General features: G+C 63.3%; 19 protein-coding genes. 6 read left to right on the top strand and 13 right to left on the bottom strand.

Annotated features, from left to right (window positions below):
- Nucleotides 1–89: 89 nt before the first annotated feature.
- The 9 genes from HJ583_RS11895 to ybgC form a co-directional block, all read right to left on the bottom strand.
- Entirely contained in the window at nucleotides 90–254 is a 165-nt protein-coding gene (locus HJ583_RS11895; protein ID WP_170022137.1) for a hypothetical protein, read from the bottom strand.
- Nucleotides 255–436: 182 nt separating this feature from the next.
- Nucleotides 437–1090, bottom strand: coding sequence for a 7-carboxy-7-deazaguanine synthase QueE (gene queE, locus HJ583_RS11900; RefSeq protein WP_170022138.1), 654 nt, complete (start codon nucleotides 1088–1090; stop codon nucleotides 437–439).
- A gap of 2 nt (nucleotides 1091–1092) precedes the next feature.
- The gene (ybgF, locus tag HJ583_RS11905) at nucleotides 1093–1863 is read right to left on the bottom strand and encodes a tol-pal system protein YbgF (protein ID WP_101940568.1); all 771 of its coding nucleotides are present in this window, start codon (nucleotides 1861–1863) and stop codon (nucleotides 1093–1095) included.
- A 72-nt stretch (nucleotides 1864–1935) separates the two neighbouring features.
- Nucleotides 1936–2463, bottom strand: a complete 528-nt coding sequence (gene pal / locus HJ583_RS11910) for a peptidoglycan-associated lipoprotein Pal (protein WP_101940569.1) — start codon at nucleotides 2461–2463, stop codon at nucleotides 1936–1938.
- A gap of 51 nt (nucleotides 2464–2514) precedes the next feature.
- Nucleotides 2515–3816, bottom strand: a complete 1302-nt coding sequence (gene tolB / locus HJ583_RS11915) for a Tol-Pal system beta propeller repeat protein TolB (RefSeq protein WP_235943840.1) — start codon at nucleotides 3814–3816, stop codon at nucleotides 2515–2517.
- Nucleotides 3813–4625: an energy transducer TonB gene (locus HJ583_RS19340; protein ID WP_328824882.1), complete on the bottom strand. Its 813-nt coding sequence runs from the start codon at nucleotides 4623–4625 to the stop codon at nucleotides 3813–3815. The genes tolB and HJ583_RS19340 overlap by 4 nt, the downstream gene beginning before the upstream one ends.
- Before the next feature lie 20 nt (nucleotides 4626–4645).
- The gene (gene tolR, locus HJ583_RS11925; protein WP_101940571.1) at nucleotides 4646–5056 is read right to left on the bottom strand and encodes a protein TolR; all 411 of its coding nucleotides are present in this window, start codon (nucleotides 5054–5056) and stop codon (nucleotides 4646–4648) included.
- 3 nt (nucleotides 5057–5059) lie between these two features.
- Nucleotides 5060–5737 carry a protein TolQ gene (tolQ, locus tag HJ583_RS11930; protein ID WP_101940572.1) on the bottom strand — a complete coding sequence of 226 codons (678 nt, stop codon included), beginning with the start codon at nucleotides 5735–5737 and terminating at the stop codon, nucleotides 5060–5062.
- A complete protein-coding gene (gene ybgC / locus HJ583_RS11935) occupies nucleotides 5734–6165 on the bottom strand; it encodes a tol-pal system-associated acyl-CoA thioesterase (RefSeq protein ID WP_170022139.1) in 432 nt (143 codons plus the stop codon). Before ybgC ends, tolQ begins: the two co-directional genes overlap by 4 nt.
- A gap of 141 nt (nucleotides 6166–6306) precedes the next feature.
- On the opposite strand from ybgC, the gene dksA reads away from it, so the two are divergent.
- The 3 genes from dksA to HJ583_RS11950 all read left to right on the top strand — a co-directional run bounded on the left by dksA (nucleotide 6307) and on the right by HJ583_RS11950 (nucleotide 9074).
- Nucleotides 6307–6714: an RNA polymerase-binding protein DksA gene (gene dksA / locus HJ583_RS11940; RefSeq protein WP_101940574.1), complete on the top strand. Its 408-nt coding sequence runs from the start codon at nucleotides 6307–6309 to the stop codon at nucleotides 6712–6714.
- A gap of 131 nt (nucleotides 6715–6845) precedes the next feature.
- Nucleotides 6846–8021 (top strand): STAS domain-containing protein, encoded by a 1176-nt coding sequence (locus HJ583_RS11945; protein ID WP_170022140.1) that lies wholly within the window; start codon nucleotides 6846–6848, stop codon nucleotides 8019–8021.
- Nucleotides 8022–8171: 150 nt separating this feature from the next.
- Nucleotides 8172–9074: an AEC family transporter gene (locus tag HJ583_RS11950; protein WP_328824883.1), complete on the top strand. Its 903-nt coding sequence runs from the start codon at nucleotides 8172–8174 to the stop codon at nucleotides 9072–9074.
- A 95-nt stretch (nucleotides 9075–9169) separates the two neighbouring features.
- On the opposite strand, the gene HJ583_RS11955 is transcribed toward HJ583_RS11950, so the two are convergent.
- From HJ583_RS11955 to HJ583_RS11970, 4 genes are all read right to left on the bottom strand, one after another.
- Complete coding sequence (locus tag HJ583_RS11955; RefSeq protein ID WP_170022141.1) at nucleotides 9170–9553, bottom strand: RNA-binding S4 domain-containing protein; 384 nt, start codon at nucleotides 9551–9553, stop codon at nucleotides 9170–9172.
- A 3-nt stretch (nucleotides 9554–9556) separates the two neighbouring features.
- Nucleotides 9557–9955, bottom strand: coding sequence for a VOC family protein (locus HJ583_RS11960; RefSeq protein WP_170022142.1), 399 nt, complete (start codon nucleotides 9953–9955; stop codon nucleotides 9557–9559).
- Nucleotides 9955–10593, bottom strand: coding sequence for a glutathione S-transferase family protein (locus HJ583_RS11965; protein WP_170022143.1), 639 nt, complete (start codon nucleotides 10591–10593; stop codon nucleotides 9955–9957). Before HJ583_RS11965 ends, HJ583_RS11960 begins: the two co-directional genes overlap by 1 nt.
- Nucleotides 10594–10679: 86 nt before the next feature.
- Complete coding sequence (locus HJ583_RS11970; RefSeq protein WP_170022144.1) at nucleotides 10680–12632, bottom strand: lytic transglycosylase domain-containing protein; 1953 nt, start codon at nucleotides 12630–12632, stop codon at nucleotides 10680–10682.
- A 68-nt stretch (nucleotides 12633–12700) separates the two neighbouring features.
- Here HJ583_RS11970 and HJ583_RS11975 point away from each other — a divergent pair, with 68 nt between their 5' ends.
- From HJ583_RS11975 to queC, 3 genes are all read left to right on the top strand, one after another.
- Nucleotides 12701–13279, top strand: coding sequence for a 5-formyltetrahydrofolate cyclo-ligase (locus HJ583_RS11975; RefSeq protein WP_170022145.1), 579 nt, complete (start codon nucleotides 12701–12703; stop codon nucleotides 13277–13279).
- Nucleotides 13276–13665: a group II truncated hemoglobin gene (locus HJ583_RS11980; RefSeq protein ID WP_170022146.1), complete on the top strand. Its 390-nt coding sequence runs from the start codon at nucleotides 13276–13278 to the stop codon at nucleotides 13663–13665. Before HJ583_RS11975 ends, HJ583_RS11980 begins: the two co-directional genes overlap by 4 nt.
- Nucleotides 13666–13769: 104 nt before the next feature.
- Nucleotides 13770–14450 (top strand): 7-cyano-7-deazaguanine synthase QueC, encoded by a 681-nt coding sequence (gene queC / locus HJ583_RS11985; RefSeq protein ID WP_170022147.1) that lies wholly within the window; start codon nucleotides 13770–13772, stop codon nucleotides 14448–14450.
- Nucleotides 14451–14461: the final 11 nt, after the last annotated feature.

Raw genomic sequence — 14461 nt, forward strand, 5'->3', positions numbered from 1 at the left:
CCGCACCTACGAGCAAGCATAGGTAAGGGTACGCAGCCCCCGGATTCCGGCCAGCTGCCTGTATCCGGGCTACATGCAAAAGTCAGCCCTCAGGAGAGCCCGGTCATCGGTTCGTCGCGCTCCCAGTCCGGGTCGGCCTTGGCGCGCAACTTACGCTTGCGCCGGCCGAGCAGGCTCATCAGCACGCTGACTAGCGGCACGGGCTGGAAGGCAGAAAAAGGTGTTTTCGGGCGGCGGGCGCGGAGGGAGGGCATGATCGTCATCTCTGGCTGGGGCAGGCTCGGTACGGCCCGCTGTTTCCAGCTTGGTTGAGCAATCAGGGCACAGCCAATAGCGCTTTTGAATCGCGGCAGAAAATTGCTTTCTGCCTCTGCCAAAGTCAGCCGGAGCGCGGCTTTCCAAACCGCCCGGCCGTTCGGGCAGGGTGTGGCCGGTTTCAGACTCCGGTGCGCTCACCCCAGATGATGCGGTGCATCTGCAGCTGCATGCGCACCGCCAGGCGATCGCGCAGGATCCAGGCGGCCAGGTCCTGCGGGTCCAGCTTGCCCTGCACTGGCGACAGCAGCACCGTGCAGCGCGAGGTGAGATTGTGCTCGGCCAGCACCGCGCGGGTCCACTGATAGTCGGCCTCATCCGCGACCACGACCTTGATCTCGTCCTGTGCCGTGATGTGGGCGAGATTGCTCCACAGGTTCTTGTCCACTTCGCCGGAGCCGGGCGCCTTCAGATCCATGATCTTGGAGACGCGCGCATCGACTTCGCTTACATCCAGCGCGCCACTGGTCTCCAGCGACACCGAGTAGCCGGCGTCGCACAGCGCGGTGAGCAGTGTGAGGCAGGGCTTCTGCGCCAGCGGCTCGCCGCCGGTGACGCAGACATGGCGCGCACCATAGCCGGCAACTTCCGCGAGGATGTCTTCCAGCTCGCGCATCTTGCCGCCAGTGAAGGCGTATTCGGTATCACACCACACGCAGCGCAGCGGGCAGCCGGTGAGGCGCACGAACACCGTTGGCAGGCCGACACGGGTGGATTCGCCCTGTAGCGAGTGGAAAATCTCGCTGATGCGCAGGCGGGGTGCTGCTGCAGCCATGCTTACTTCTTTTTCAGGCGTTGCTTGGCGGTCTTGGCCGCTTCGCTGTTGGGATAAGCCGCGACGAGCTTTTCGAGCGTGGCACGCGAAGTCTTGGCGGCGCCGGCCTGCTCTTCGGCATTGGCCTGGCCCAGCATGGCATCCGGGGCCAGAGTGTCTTCCGGCCAGATGCTCACGAGCTTGGCGTAATACTCCTTGGCGCCTTCGAAATCGCGGGCCTGCAGCAGCGCTGCACCGGCCCAGAAATGGGCTCCGGGCTGGAAGCTGCTCTTGGGCCAGCTCTTGATGAACTGTTTGAAGGCAAAGATGGCGTCAACATGCTTGTTACTACGCAGCAGGTTGATGGCCGCTTCGTAATCGCGGGCCTCCTGGCCCTGATCGGCCGGCTTGGCTTCGGTGTTGGAGCTTGCCGTCTGATTGGTGGCCGTTGCCGCAGCGCTGCCTGATTGCCCTTCGAACTTGCGCAGGCGGGCGTCGAGGTCGACGTAGAAGTCCTTCTGGCGTTTCTGGGCCTGCTCGTTTTCATTGCTGAGCAGCTCCAGCTGGCCGCGCAGCTGAGCGACTTCCTGACGCATGCGCTCGAGCTGGCCGTTGAGTTCAACCTGGGCACGCGAGGTGGTGTCAGCGGAGGTTTCCACTTTCAGCAGGCGGTTGTCGAGATCCTGCTTGATCTGCTCGATGCGCCGCCGCGCTTCTTCATCGTCGAACAGGCCGGCATGGGCCGGCAGGGCGCTGGCAAGCAGCAGACACAGGGACAATTCACGCAGTTTCACGGCACTTCTCCGCAGATGAGGAAAGCGGGCCGCACAGGGCCCGCTTCTTGTTACAGCAACAACAGACGCAGCTTACTTGGCGCCGTAGACCAGATCGGCGCGGCGGTTTTCAGCCCAGGAGGCTTCGTCGTGGCCAGTGGCCTTGGGCTTTTCTTCGCCCAGCGACACGGCTTCCACGGCATCAGCCTTCACGCCCAGCAGCTTCAGGTTGCTGGCCACAGCTTCAGCACGCTTCTGGCCCAGAGCCAGGTTGTACTCGCGCGAGCCACGTTCGTCGGCGTTGCCCTGGATCAGCACCTTGGCGGCCGGGTTGGCCTTCAGGTACTTGGAGTGGGCTTCGATGATGGTCACGTAGTCGAGCGAGATGTCGTACTTGTCGTATTCGAAGTAGATCGAACGCTTCTGCAGCAGGGGGATCTTGTCCAGTGCGCCGGCTTCCTTGAACGGATCGATGTTGGCCTTCGGCACTTCCTTGGTCTGGAGGTCAGACTTCGGTGCGGACTGAGCGGCGCTGCGATCTTCAACCGGAGCGGTCGGAGTGCTGGAGCAGGCGGCCAGCAGGGCGGCCAGGGTAGCGGTAATGATGAGTGACTTCTTCATGCGTTTCTCCTTGATCAAAAGGGGGTGTTGTTGTGGATGAGACAAACCAGCTTACTTCTCGAACGGACCCCAGGCCGGCTCGCGCACATCGCCAGCCCGGTTGTTGAGCCGGTAGCGGGTACGTCCGTCAATCGAGGTGACAGCCAGCACGCCACGCCCACCCACTTCCGTGGCATAGAGCAGAGTGCGGCCATCCGGGGCGAAACTCGGCGATTCGTCGCGCTGTGAATCGGTGAGGGCTTGTACTTGCTGGGTGGCCAGATCCTGCATGGTCACCTGAAAGCGGCCTTCGTTGCGCGATACATACACCAGGGTCTTGCCGTCCGGCGAAATCCGTGGGCTCACATTGTACGCCCCGTTGAAGCTCATGCGCTGCACGCCACTGCCATCAGCATTCACACGATAGATTTGCGGGCTGCCGCCACGATCCGAGGTGAAGTAGATCTGGTTGCCATCCGGCGACCAGTTGGCCTCGGTATCGATGCCGCTGGAGCTCATCAGGCGGCGCAGGCCGCTGCCATCGGCATTCAGGATGTAGATCTGGGACTGGCCGTCCTTGGTCAGGGTCAGGGCCAGGCGGCGACCATCCGGCGACCAGGCCGGAGCCGAGTTCGAACCGCGGTAGTTTGCGATCACCTTCACGGCGCCGGTTTCCAGGGTCAGCACCTTGACGATGGGCTTGCGCGAATGGAAATCAACGAAGGCCAGCTGGCGGCCGTCCGGCGACCACACCGGAGACATGATCGGCTCCTGCAGGGTGACCGGGCGGTGCTGGTTCTCGCCATCGAAATCGGCGATCACGAGGTCGTAGGTCTGACCGCGCTTCTCGACGTAGGCAATGCGGGTTGAGAAAATGCCGGGCTGGCCGATCAGCTTTTCATACACCTTGTTGGCGATGTGGTGGCCCAGCGGACGTGCCTGATTCGGATTGACGGATACTTTGAGCGCAAATAATTCGGTGTTGCGCGGCGCATCGAAGAGCGAGAAACGCACATCCACCAACCCACCTGCGCCAGGGCTCATGCTACCGACCAGTACGGCGTCGGCCCCACGCCCACGCCAGCCCGGCAGATCCGGGCGCAGACCTTCAGCGGTGGCGCCGGTGTCGATCATGCGAAACAGGCCGGAGAGCTCCAGATCCTTGCGTACGATGGCTGTTACGCCGCCGCCCTGCATCAGGCCTTCGCCTGCGAAGCTGGAGACGGCCACCGGGATGCGGTCAGCGCCAGCGCCGTAGATTTCGACGTTCAGCTGGGCGCTCGCCAGCGGGCTCAGCAGCAGGCCGGCGAGGGCGCTGCCCAGAACGATCAGTGTGCGGATCAGTTTCATCTTGGTCAGTTTTCCTTGCTTCATTGCGTATCCCGCGTGGGATAGAAGGTGAATACGATTTCGCGCTGGAAGGCTTCGTTCTTTTCCGGCCGGGGCAGCGGCGAGGATTTCAGGATCGCCCGTCGCACAGCTTCTTCCAGATTGGCGTTGCCGCTGCTGTTGGAGACCAGTTGCGGCTCGCCGAGGATTTCGCCGGAAGGCAGGAGCTGGATGCGGAAGACCAGCTTGGGGTCTCCCGTGAGGCTCGGCGGGCGGATGAAGTTGGACTTTACTTTCTGACTGATGCGCGCCCCCCAGTCGGCCGAGATACGGCCCAGCGAGGCCGTTGTCGCTTCGGCATTGAGCATCTTGTCGAGCCGGTCAGAGTCCTGAGCCTTCTGGCTCTTGGCGGCCTGGATCTTCTCCAGTTCGCGATCCATCAGGCTTTTCTGCGGTGGTGGTTTGGGCGCGTCCGGCTTCTTCTCCGGAAGCGGCTTCACCTCCGGTTTTTTTTCCGGCTTGGGTGGCTCGGGCTTGGGCTCTTCCTTCTTGACCGGCGGTTTCTTGTCCGGCTCCTTGAGCGCGATATCCGGCTTGGCGACGGGCTTTGGGGGCGGCTCGGGCGGCTTGATCTCGACTGGCTTGGGCGGCTGGGGCCTGACTACTTCCGGCTCCGGTTGCACAACCGGCGGCGCGGCGCGTACCAGCTCCACACTGACCGGCTCCGGCGGGCGGCGCTGCCACTGCACGCCCCAGAAGAGCGCAGCGACCAGCAGCGCGTGCATCGTCACGCTGAAAGCGGCTGAGCTCCACTTGCCGGGTTGCTGAGGGGGGCGCTGGAGAGAGTGTTCCACTGTCCGAAAGGCTTCCGTGCTCACTTGCCGGCCGGCTGCACAAGCAAGCCGACCTTATTGATGTTGTTGCGCTGGAGCAGGTCCATGAGCTTCATCACGGCCTCGTAGCGCACACTCTTGTCTGCGGCGATCACCACGGCGCGGTCCGGGTTCGTTTCCTGGATGGTGCGCAGTTTTTCCAGCAGTTCATCCTCTGAAACGGACGAGAAGCGCGATTGGGTCTCCTTGTCCTCGAAATCGATCTTGTCCATGCCCTTTACGGTGAGCGTGACCGGATCGGTCTTGACCTGGCTGGTCTTGGCCACACTGGGCAGATCGACCGTGCCGGTAGGCAACATCGGGGCGGTGACCATGAAAATCACCAGCAGCACCAGCATCACGTCGATATACGGCACGACGTTGATCTGGTTCATCAGGCGGCGTTGGCGCATGGCTTATCTCAACTGGCGCTGCAGAATGTTGGAGAACTCTTCGATGAAGCTCTCGAAGCGGATCGACAGGCGATCCACGTCATGAATGTAGCGGTTGTAGGCCACTACGGCCGGAATGGCGGCGAACAGGCCGATGGCGGTCGCCACCAGGGCTTCGGCGATGCCCGGAGCAACCTGGGCAAGGGTGGCGGAAGCCACATTGCCGAGGCCACGGAAGGAATTCATGATCCCCCACACAGTGCCGAACAGACCCACATAGGGACTCACCGAACCAACCGAGGCCAGGAAGGCGAGATGCGCTTCGAGATCGTCGATCTCGCGCTGGTAGGTGGCCCGCATGGCGCGGCGCGCGCCATTGATGATATCGGCCGGTTCCAGGCCCTTCTGACCATGCAGCTTGGAAAACTCGCGGAAGCCAGCCTCGAAGATGCGCCCTAGCGAACCCGCGGTTTCGCGGTTCTGCGAAACCTGACGATGCAGCTGGACGAGATCGGAACCGCTCCAGAACTGCTGCTCGAAATCACTGGTGGCATTGCGCCCGGCGCTGATCGCGAGTCCCTTGCGGAAGATCCAGTACCAGGACATGAAGGACACGCCGGCCAGCATGGCCATGACGCATTTGACGACCAGGCTGGCCTGGACGATCAGACTGAGAATGGACATATCTCCGGTATGGATCATGCTTCGCTTTCGAAGAGGGTTCGCAGGAAATCAGGGATGCGGGTGGCGCGCCAGCGCTCGACATCGAGACAGGCAATGGTCACATGGGCCTTGAACAGGCAGGTGTCACCGCGCAGGACGTGTTGTTCGAACTTCAGGGAAGCGGCACCGATGTCGTAGATCGTGGACATGACCTGCAATTCGTCGTCGAGTTCCGCACTGCGCAAATAATCTGCTTCCACGCGCCGGACCACGAAGACGATGCCCAGCTCGCTGCGCAGGCTGTGCTGGTTGATGCCCAGTGCGCGCAGGCACTCGGTGCGAGCACGCTCGCAGAAGCGTAGGTAGTTTGCGTAGTAGACAACGCCGCCAGCGTCAGTATCTTCATAGTATACGCGGACAGGCCAGACGGACTGGCGGGGGCTGCTGGTATTGTGAATCGGAGCCATCCTGCTATTGTACCGCCCCGGACCGCCGGGCCGGGACGGGCGGATCGCCCAAAACCGGCCGCCGGGCTGTGAAATGCCACGCCAGTCCGGCACAATGCCGGATTAAATTTGCAGTCGTATAACTGATGGAGGAGTTTTTCCATGGCTCTGACCGAAGCAGCACTGCTGAAAATGCCCGAGTCGGATTACATGAGCGCGGCGCAGCTGGGATTCTTCCGCGAGCGCCTGATCGCCATGCGCGACGAGTTGCAGCAGAAGGTCGACGAAACCGTTGAACACATGCGCGAGCAGGAAACCGTTGCCGATCCCGCAGACCGCGCTACGGTGGAAGAAGAACACGCGCTCGAGTTGCGTACCCGCGATCGCGAACGCAAACTGCTCAAGAAGATTGAGCAGGCGTTGGCACGGATTGCCGACGAGTCTTATGGCTATTGTGAAGAGACGGGAGAACCGATTGGCTTGGCGCGCTTGCTGGCACGGCCGACGGCTACTCTCTCGGTAGAAGCGCAGGCGCGTCGCGAACGCCTGCAGAAGATGTACGCAGACTGAGCGCTGCGTGCAGCGGCCACCCTCACGGGAACGGCCGCTGTTGCGTTTTTGCGTGCAGCCTAGCCTGATGAAGGTGTTTCGCTGTGGCAGACTCCGTCTGCCGGCTGCACCGGGTGCAAGACAAGATGGTGTTGACCTCTCTTTTCGGCAAGAAGCCCTCCGGCGGTGGCAAGTCCGCGGATGACTCGCGGCCCGGCAAATCTGACCGGGGCGATGTCACGACCTCGCTCGAATTCACCCATGTTGGTGATATCGGACGCTCGCTTGCGGCCGCAGCCGGCAAGATCCAGGTACTGGAAGTTTCGGTCGAGGATGTTGCAGCGATCGAGGAAGCGGCAGTCCTGTATGCCAATGCCAATGATTCCGGTGCCAAGGAGGTGCTGGAAGAGGCCCTGGATAGCGCCAGCAAGAGCTCTGATCGTCTCTGGCGGATGCTCTTCGATCTCTACCGCCTGATGGGCGATCGCCCGTCCTTTGAGGCACGCGGCGTCGTGTTCGCTGAGTTGTTCGAAAAATCTCCGCCGATCTGGGACGAGGCCACGCCCGTAGCCGTTGCTCCGGCCGCGCCCAAGGATGCGGCGCCGGCGGTGAATCTTTCCGGCAATCTTTCTGGCAATGCCCGTCCGCAGTTCGAGCAACTTGTGCGGATCGGCGCCAAAATGGGCAAGCTGCGCATCGACCTGTCACGTTTGCGCGGTGTCGACGAAGCCGGCGCGACGCTGCTCAGCGACACGCTGGACGCGTTGCGGCGGGCGAAGGTCAAGGTTGCACTGCTTGGCGCACGCCAGGCCTTCAGCTTGCTGGAGCCGCAACTCAAGGTGGGTGAGCCGCAGGGCCGGGTGTTCTGGCTGTGCGCGCTGGCCATGCTGCAACAGTTGGGCGAGCAGGCTCCCTTTGAAGATATGGCCGTGAATTTCGCCGTTACCTTCGAGGAATCGCCCCCTTCCTGGGATCCGCCCGAGATCCTGCAGCCCAGCCCCACGGACACCGGTGGCATCACGCCCAAGGCTGAAGAAGGCCCGGTGCTGAAGGATGGCTTCGTGATGGACGGTGTGGTGGCCGGTGGCCAGCCCGAGGTGTTGCGCAAGCTTGCGGTATACGGCTCTGAACGCAATGCCATCGAGATTGATGCGAGCAAGCTCAAGCGTCTCGAGTTCGTCAGTGCCGGTGCGCTGTTCAATCAGCTCGCCACTTTCCAGACCCAGGGCAAGCTCAATGTGATCCATCATCCCAACGAGATGGTGGCGGCTTTGATGCGGGTGATGGGCATCGATCAGGTTGCCCAGATCGAACACAAAAAATTCTAGAGCCACGCATCAGGCTACTGCGCGGACCGATCTCCGGCCTCCGGTGCTCAACGTACTCCCGTACGTTTCCGCTCCTCGGCCAGACCTCGACCCGCTCGCTACGCCTGCTGCATGACTCAGCCACCTGTCGGCTGAGTTCGGGCGCAGAATGTGGCGGTCTCTTCTCCCTTCTCCGTCATGATCGAGCGCATCGTCGCCATCCTCTTCCCGGTCTTCGTGATCCCGGCCATCGGCTATCTGGTGGCGCGGCAGCGCAAGCCGGATATGGCGCAGACCAACCGCCTGATCGCCGATGTGTTTGTGCCGGCGCTGGTGTTTGGTGCCCTGGCAGATCGCAGCTTCCATATTGCCGAGTTTCGCTGGCTGGCGCTGGCGATGCTGCTGGTGACCATTGCTTGCGGCGCCCTGGGCTTCGCACTGGCGCGCGGGATGGGCGTGAGCCATCGGGTGCTGGTGCCGCCGATGATGTTCTCGAACTCGGTGAATCTCGGCGTGCCGGTGGCGGTGCTGGCTTTCGGTGACCAGGCCTTGCAGCCGGCCATCGTGCTGTTCCTGATTTCCAGCCTGCTGCATTACTCCTACGGCCTGTGGCTGCTGGATCACCAGGCACGTATTTCGCAGATGTGGCGGGTGCCGTCGCTGCTGGCGATGATCGCCGGGCTGGTGGTGTCACTGGCGGGCATTCAGGTGTGGCAGCCGGCGGTGGTGGCGCTGCGCATGCTGGGCGATATCTGCATCCCGTTGATGCTGTTCTCGCTGGGCGTGCGCATGACCGACATTTCCTTCAAGGACTGGAGCGTCGGTGCGATTTCCGGGCTGCTGCGGCCGGCGGCAGGAATGCTCTTTTCCTGGGGTGTCGCGGATCTGCTGGGTCTGCAGGGCTTCGAGAAAGGCCTGCTGGTGATCTACGGCGCCCTGCCGCCGGCGGTCATGAATTACATCTTCGCCGAGCGCTATGACGCCGAGCCGGACCGGGTGGCGTCCATCGTTCTGTTGGGCAATCTGCTGAGCATTGCGGTACTGCCGGTGGCGCTGTATTTCGCTTTGCGCTAGACCGGCTGCTGCAATGTGACTGCGGCGCTTCGAGTGCAGCCCGCAGGTCGAGTGGTGTTCGTAGGAGCGGCCTCTGGCCGCTCCTACGAAAATCTTCAGCTGCGCCAGCGGTCCAGCGAACGCCGGTCGCGCTTGGTCGGGCGGCCGTGGATTTCGAGCGAGGGTTCGACGCGCAGATGGCGCGCCTCCGCGACCTTCTGCCGCGCGGCTTCACTGGCTTCAGTTTCGCGATAGAGCTTGCGTGCCTCGGGAGCCGGGCCACGCTTTTCGGAGAGACCTTCGACGATCAGCTCCCAGTGCATGTCGCCGATCGTGACTTCGATGCGGTCGCCAAGCTTCACGTCCTTGGCCGGCTTCACGCGCATCCCGTTCACTTGCACCTTGCCGCCATCGACGGCGTCGGTCGCCAACGAGCGGGTCTTGAAGAAGCGCGCAGCCCATAGCCACTTGTCGACCCGGACTGCCGAAAGCTCAGCCATGCTTCACTCGATCCAGAAGAAGGGATTGAAGGCCACTTCCCACAGGTGGCCGTCGGGGTCAGTGAAGTAGCCGGAGTGACCACCCCAGAACACGTCCTGCGCGGGCTTCACGATGCGTCCGCCGGCCGCTTCGGCTTCATTCAGCACCTGAGCGACGGCTTCTTTCGTGCGCACGTTGTGGGCCAGGGTGATGCCGCGAAAACCGCTGCCGGTTGCGTCGCAGCCCACATCTTCGGCCAGCGCCTCGCGGGCATAGAGCGAGAGCCACATTCCATGCAGCTGAAAGAAGGCAACGCTGTCCTGACTCTCGGGGCGCAGCGGGAAGCCCAGCGCCAGATAGAAGGCACGGGCACGGGCGAGATCATTTACGCCCAGGGTGACGAGCGAGAGGCGCGCCTCCATTACACGTCGTAATCCGGGATGACGGATGTTTCATCTGCCGCCGCTTCTTTCCATTCCTGCATGTGCGGGTGGGCCAGCATGGTTTGCAGATAATCCTGCGCTGCGCCGTGGAGGCGTACGTCATAGCTGTCGAAGCGGAAGCACACTGGAGCGAACATCATGTCAGCGATCGAATAACTGCCGAACAGGAAGCGGCCGTGGCTGCCATGCTGGGCGCGGCTCTCGTTCCAGATCTGTTCGATGCGGCGGATGTCGGCGGCGAGCTCAGGACTATGGCTGGCGAGTGGTGCTGCGCGCCTGAGGTTCATCGGCATCTGGTTGCGCAGGGCCTGGAAGCCGCTGTGCATTTCGGCAGATACCGAGCGGGCAATAGCGCGCGCAGCGCCATCCAGCGGCCACAGCGGCGGGCTTTCTTCGGCCAGATACTCGGCAATTGCCAGCGAGTCCCAGACGGCAATGCCGCTGTCGATCAGGCAGGGGACCTTGCCTGACGGGCTCCAGCGCAGGATCTGGCTGTGCGTGTCGGGCTGGCGCAGCAGAATGCAGATTTCCTCGAAGGTGTGGCCGCTGGCCTTGAGCATCAGCCAGGCGCGTAGTGACCAGGAGGAGTAAGTCTTGTTGGCAATGATCAGTTTCATGGCATGACTTTCATGTGATCCATGATTATGGCATGCCCGAAGGGGCAGGTTTCAAGTGCCGTCGGATGTTCCCGGTTCCTCGTGGCTCAAGGCTCATCGCTCGACAGCGCCAGTTCTGGGCCACCAGAGGCCGGGACGCGCCCGAGACGGCTGCTCAGCGAAGCTGGCCGGCGCTCCAGCAAGGTGGCATAGAGCTCGGCGTTGGTCATCACCTTCTTCACGTAATCGCGGGTTTCGGTGAAGGGAATGGTTTCGGCATAGACCGCGCCTTCGAGCGGCCGCGTATCGCGCCACTTGCGGGCACGGCCGGGGCCGGCGTTGTAGGCCGCCGAAGCCAGCACCGGGTGATTGCTGAGCGAATCAAGCACATGGCGTAGATAGGCGCTGCCGAGCTTCACATTGGTGTCGATGCGGGTCAGCCAGCCCGGTTCGTAGTCTTTCCAGCCCTGCTTGCCGGCGATCCACTTACCGGTGGCAGGCATCACCTGCATCAGGCCCTGGGCGCCGACCCCGGAGCGGGCAACCGGCTGGAAGCGGCTTTCCTGTCGCACCAGACCGAACACCCAGGCTAGATCCAGCTGCTGCGTCTGCGCTTCACGCGAGAAAACGTCGTAGTAGGGGGCGAGATAGCGCAGCCCGAAATCGTGTTCATTGCGGGTGCGCTCGGCGGTATTGATGGCGCGGTCATACAGGCCGAGGCGGCGGGCATGCTCGGCGGCGGCAAGCAGGTAACGGTCGTCCGCACCGCGGATGCCCCAGTTCCATTCGCGCATGCCTTCGGTGCGCATTTCGAGTCGGTAAAGCGCTTCGGCGCGGCGGAAGTCGCCGCTCTGCTGGACGCGGCCGAGCTCCTGGGTCGTGATCGGTGCGCTGGCGCTGGGCCATTGGTAACTGCGGCCAAGGGCTTCGGTGGACAGGATGCCGTAGAAGCTGGCGCTGTCGGCGTTGCGCAGGAAGTATTGCTGGGCCTCTTGCGGCCTATTCTGGGCCTGTAGGGCGCGGCCATACCAGTAGCTCCAGTCGGCCGCATCGCGTTGCTCGCCCGGCATGGCTTCGATGGCCTGACGTACGCCGGCCCAGTTGCCGCTGCGCAGATTGGCACGCACGCGCCAGGCGCGTTGCTCCGGCACCATGCTGGTGGCCTGGGCCTGTGTGAACCAGGCACTGGCCTCGGGCAGGTGGCTCTGGGCGGCCAGCCAGGCAAGCTGGCCCCAGGCATAGGCGCGTTCTTCGTCGCGGAAGCCCTTGTCAGCCAGGTCCTGCCAGATCGACGCTGCCTCGCGCACATTGCTGCGGGCCTGGCGCGCGATGGCGGCTAGAACCATTTCGCGACCGGCGCGGCCTTGCGGATTGCGTGCAGCGGGTGAGGCCAGGAAGCGGGCCGGGCTGTCGAGGGCCAGAGTGAGGCTGCTGCCGGCTGGTTGCTGGCTTTCCGGCAGGAGGTTGAGGACATTCCGGGCAGCAGGGAAACGCTTGCCTTCAACCAGGCGGCGGAAGCGTTGCCACACCTCCTCGTTGCCCAGGCGACCCAGCAGCACGAGTTCCTGCAGGGGCTGAATGCAGCTGTCTGGTACATCCAACAGGCTCAGCCATTGGGCTTCAAGGGCGGCCCGCGCCGCGTCGGCGGCTGGCCCGCCGGACTGGATCGCGTAGCATTGCGCGCCCTGATCGGGCTGCATCAGCAGGCCGTACTCGGCATCCATCTCGCTCCAGCGCTTTTCGAAGCCGAGGCGGCGCACCCATTCATTGCGCAGCTTTTCGGCCAGCCAGCTGCCGCTGTTGCTGCGCAGGAAGGCGCTGACGGCGCCTGCTGGCACCGCTTCGGTGAGGCGGGCAATCCGGTTGCTGAGCAGCCAGTACTGCACATAGGGCTCCAGCGTGTGGCTGGATGGCTGGTCAGCGAGCTTGCTGAGGGCTGCGGCATCACCCCGTGTGGCGGCATCCCGTGCGGCCAGGATGCGTGCGTCGCCCGTTTCGGCCGAAGAGGCTCCACTCAAGCCGCTCAATACCAGCCAGGCCACGCACAATCTGTACTTCATCACGTAACATCCCCTGCAGCCGGATCGCATGCTGCGACCCTCAACCAACTTAGAAAGCCGCATGTTACGTGAGTTCCGCCGCCCTTGACCGCCGCGCCCTGCGCGAAGCCCTGATAGCCGAACGCGAAACGCAAGCGCCGATGTTGCGCCTGCAGCTGACCCACGCCTTGCTCCCGCCATTAGGGGACTTGCTGGATCGCCTTGAGCCGAGCGTGCTGGGTTTCTGCTGGCCTTATCGTGGCGAGCCCGATTTGCGTGAATTCCTCAGCCTGTGGCGCGCCCAGGGGCGTGGTCGTGAGTTGGCCCTGCCGGTGGTGCATGAGCAGGCGGCGAGTATGGCCTTCCATGCCTGGCGCCCCGGCGTGCCAATGGCGCCAGACCGCTTCGGCATTCCCGCCCCGCAAGGCACGGTCATCCTGCATCCGGATGTGCTGATCGTGCCAGTAAATGGCTTCGATGCACGCGGCTACCGCATTGGTTACGGCGGCGGTTTCTTCGACCGCACCCTCGCCGCGCTGCAGCCGAAGCCGGTCACTGTTGGCGTGGGTTTTGAAATCGCCCGCCTTGAAGACGTGCAGCCGGAGCCGCACGACGTGCCGTTGGACTGGATCCTGACCGAGGATGGAATCGTGGTGAGCCCGCAATGAATATCGAGCAAACTTCTTACGACGTCTTCGGCGGCGAACCGGTGATCCGCCGTTTGGTGGATCGTTTCTACGATCTGATGGACGCTTTGCCCGAGGCTTACGTGATCCGCAAGATCCATCAGGACGATCTCGCCAGTGCGCGCCAGAAGCTCTTCGAGTATTTCTGCGGCTGGCTCGGCGGGCCTGCGCTGTATGAGGCGAAGTATGGCCATCCGCGGATGCGCGCGCGACACATGCCTTTTGCCATCGGTGAGGCTGAGCGCGATGCCTGGCTGCTGTGCATGGCGCAGGCCTTTGATGAGGTGCTGCCGCCTGGCGAGCCGCGCGATGCGTTCTGGCAAAGGGTGGTGGGGCTGGCTGACTGGATGCGTAACCGGGAAGGCTGAATGGCTTCCTGAATGATGGACATGTGTAAACGCGGCTGGCGGCTGTGGCCTCGTGCGGGGGATAATCCCGCCCTGTTCATCGCATTTCCCCGGAAGTTAGCCCCATGTCTGCTCCCCGCGCCGTCGTCCTGCTCTCCGGCGGACTCGATTCCGCCACCTGCCTCGCCATTGCTCGTGCCGAGGGTTTCGAAACCTACGCCCTGTCGGTGGCTTATGGTCAGCGCCATGCCGCCGAGCTGGCCGCCGCCGAGCGTGTGGCCGCCGCACTGGGCGCCAAAGAACATCGTGTGGGACATGTGGATCTGGGGCAGTTCGGCGGTTCGGCCCTGACCGATGCGAGCATCGAGGTGCCGACCTCGGGCGTGGAAGCCGGCGGTATTCCGGTGACTTACGTGCCGGCGCGCAATACCGTGATGCTCTCGCTGGCCCTGGGTTGGGCCGAGGTGCTGAAGGCCAATGCGATCTTCGTGGGCGTGAATGCGGTGGATTACTCCGGTTATCCGGATTGCCGCCCCGAATTCATTGCCGCTTTCGAGAAGATGGCCAACCTGGCCACCAAGACTGGCGTCGAGGGCCTCAAGCTTTCCATCCACGCGCCGCTGATCTCGCTCTCCAAGGCCCAGATCGTGCAGCGTGGCACCGCGCTGGGCGTGGATTACGGCATGACCGTCTCCTGCTACAAAGCCGATGACGACGGCCGCGCCTGTGGCCAGTGCGACGCTTGTCGCCTGCGCCGCGCCGGCTTCGAGGCGGCCGGGCTCGTTGATCCGACGCGCTACGCCTGAGCGTTGCCCGC

This window comes from Uliginosibacterium aquaticum (genome assembly GCF_012972705.2).
In the GTDB taxonomy this organism is placed as follows: Bacteria; Pseudomonadota; Gammaproteobacteria; order Burkholderiales; family Rhodocyclaceae; genus Uliginosibacterium; species Uliginosibacterium aquaticum.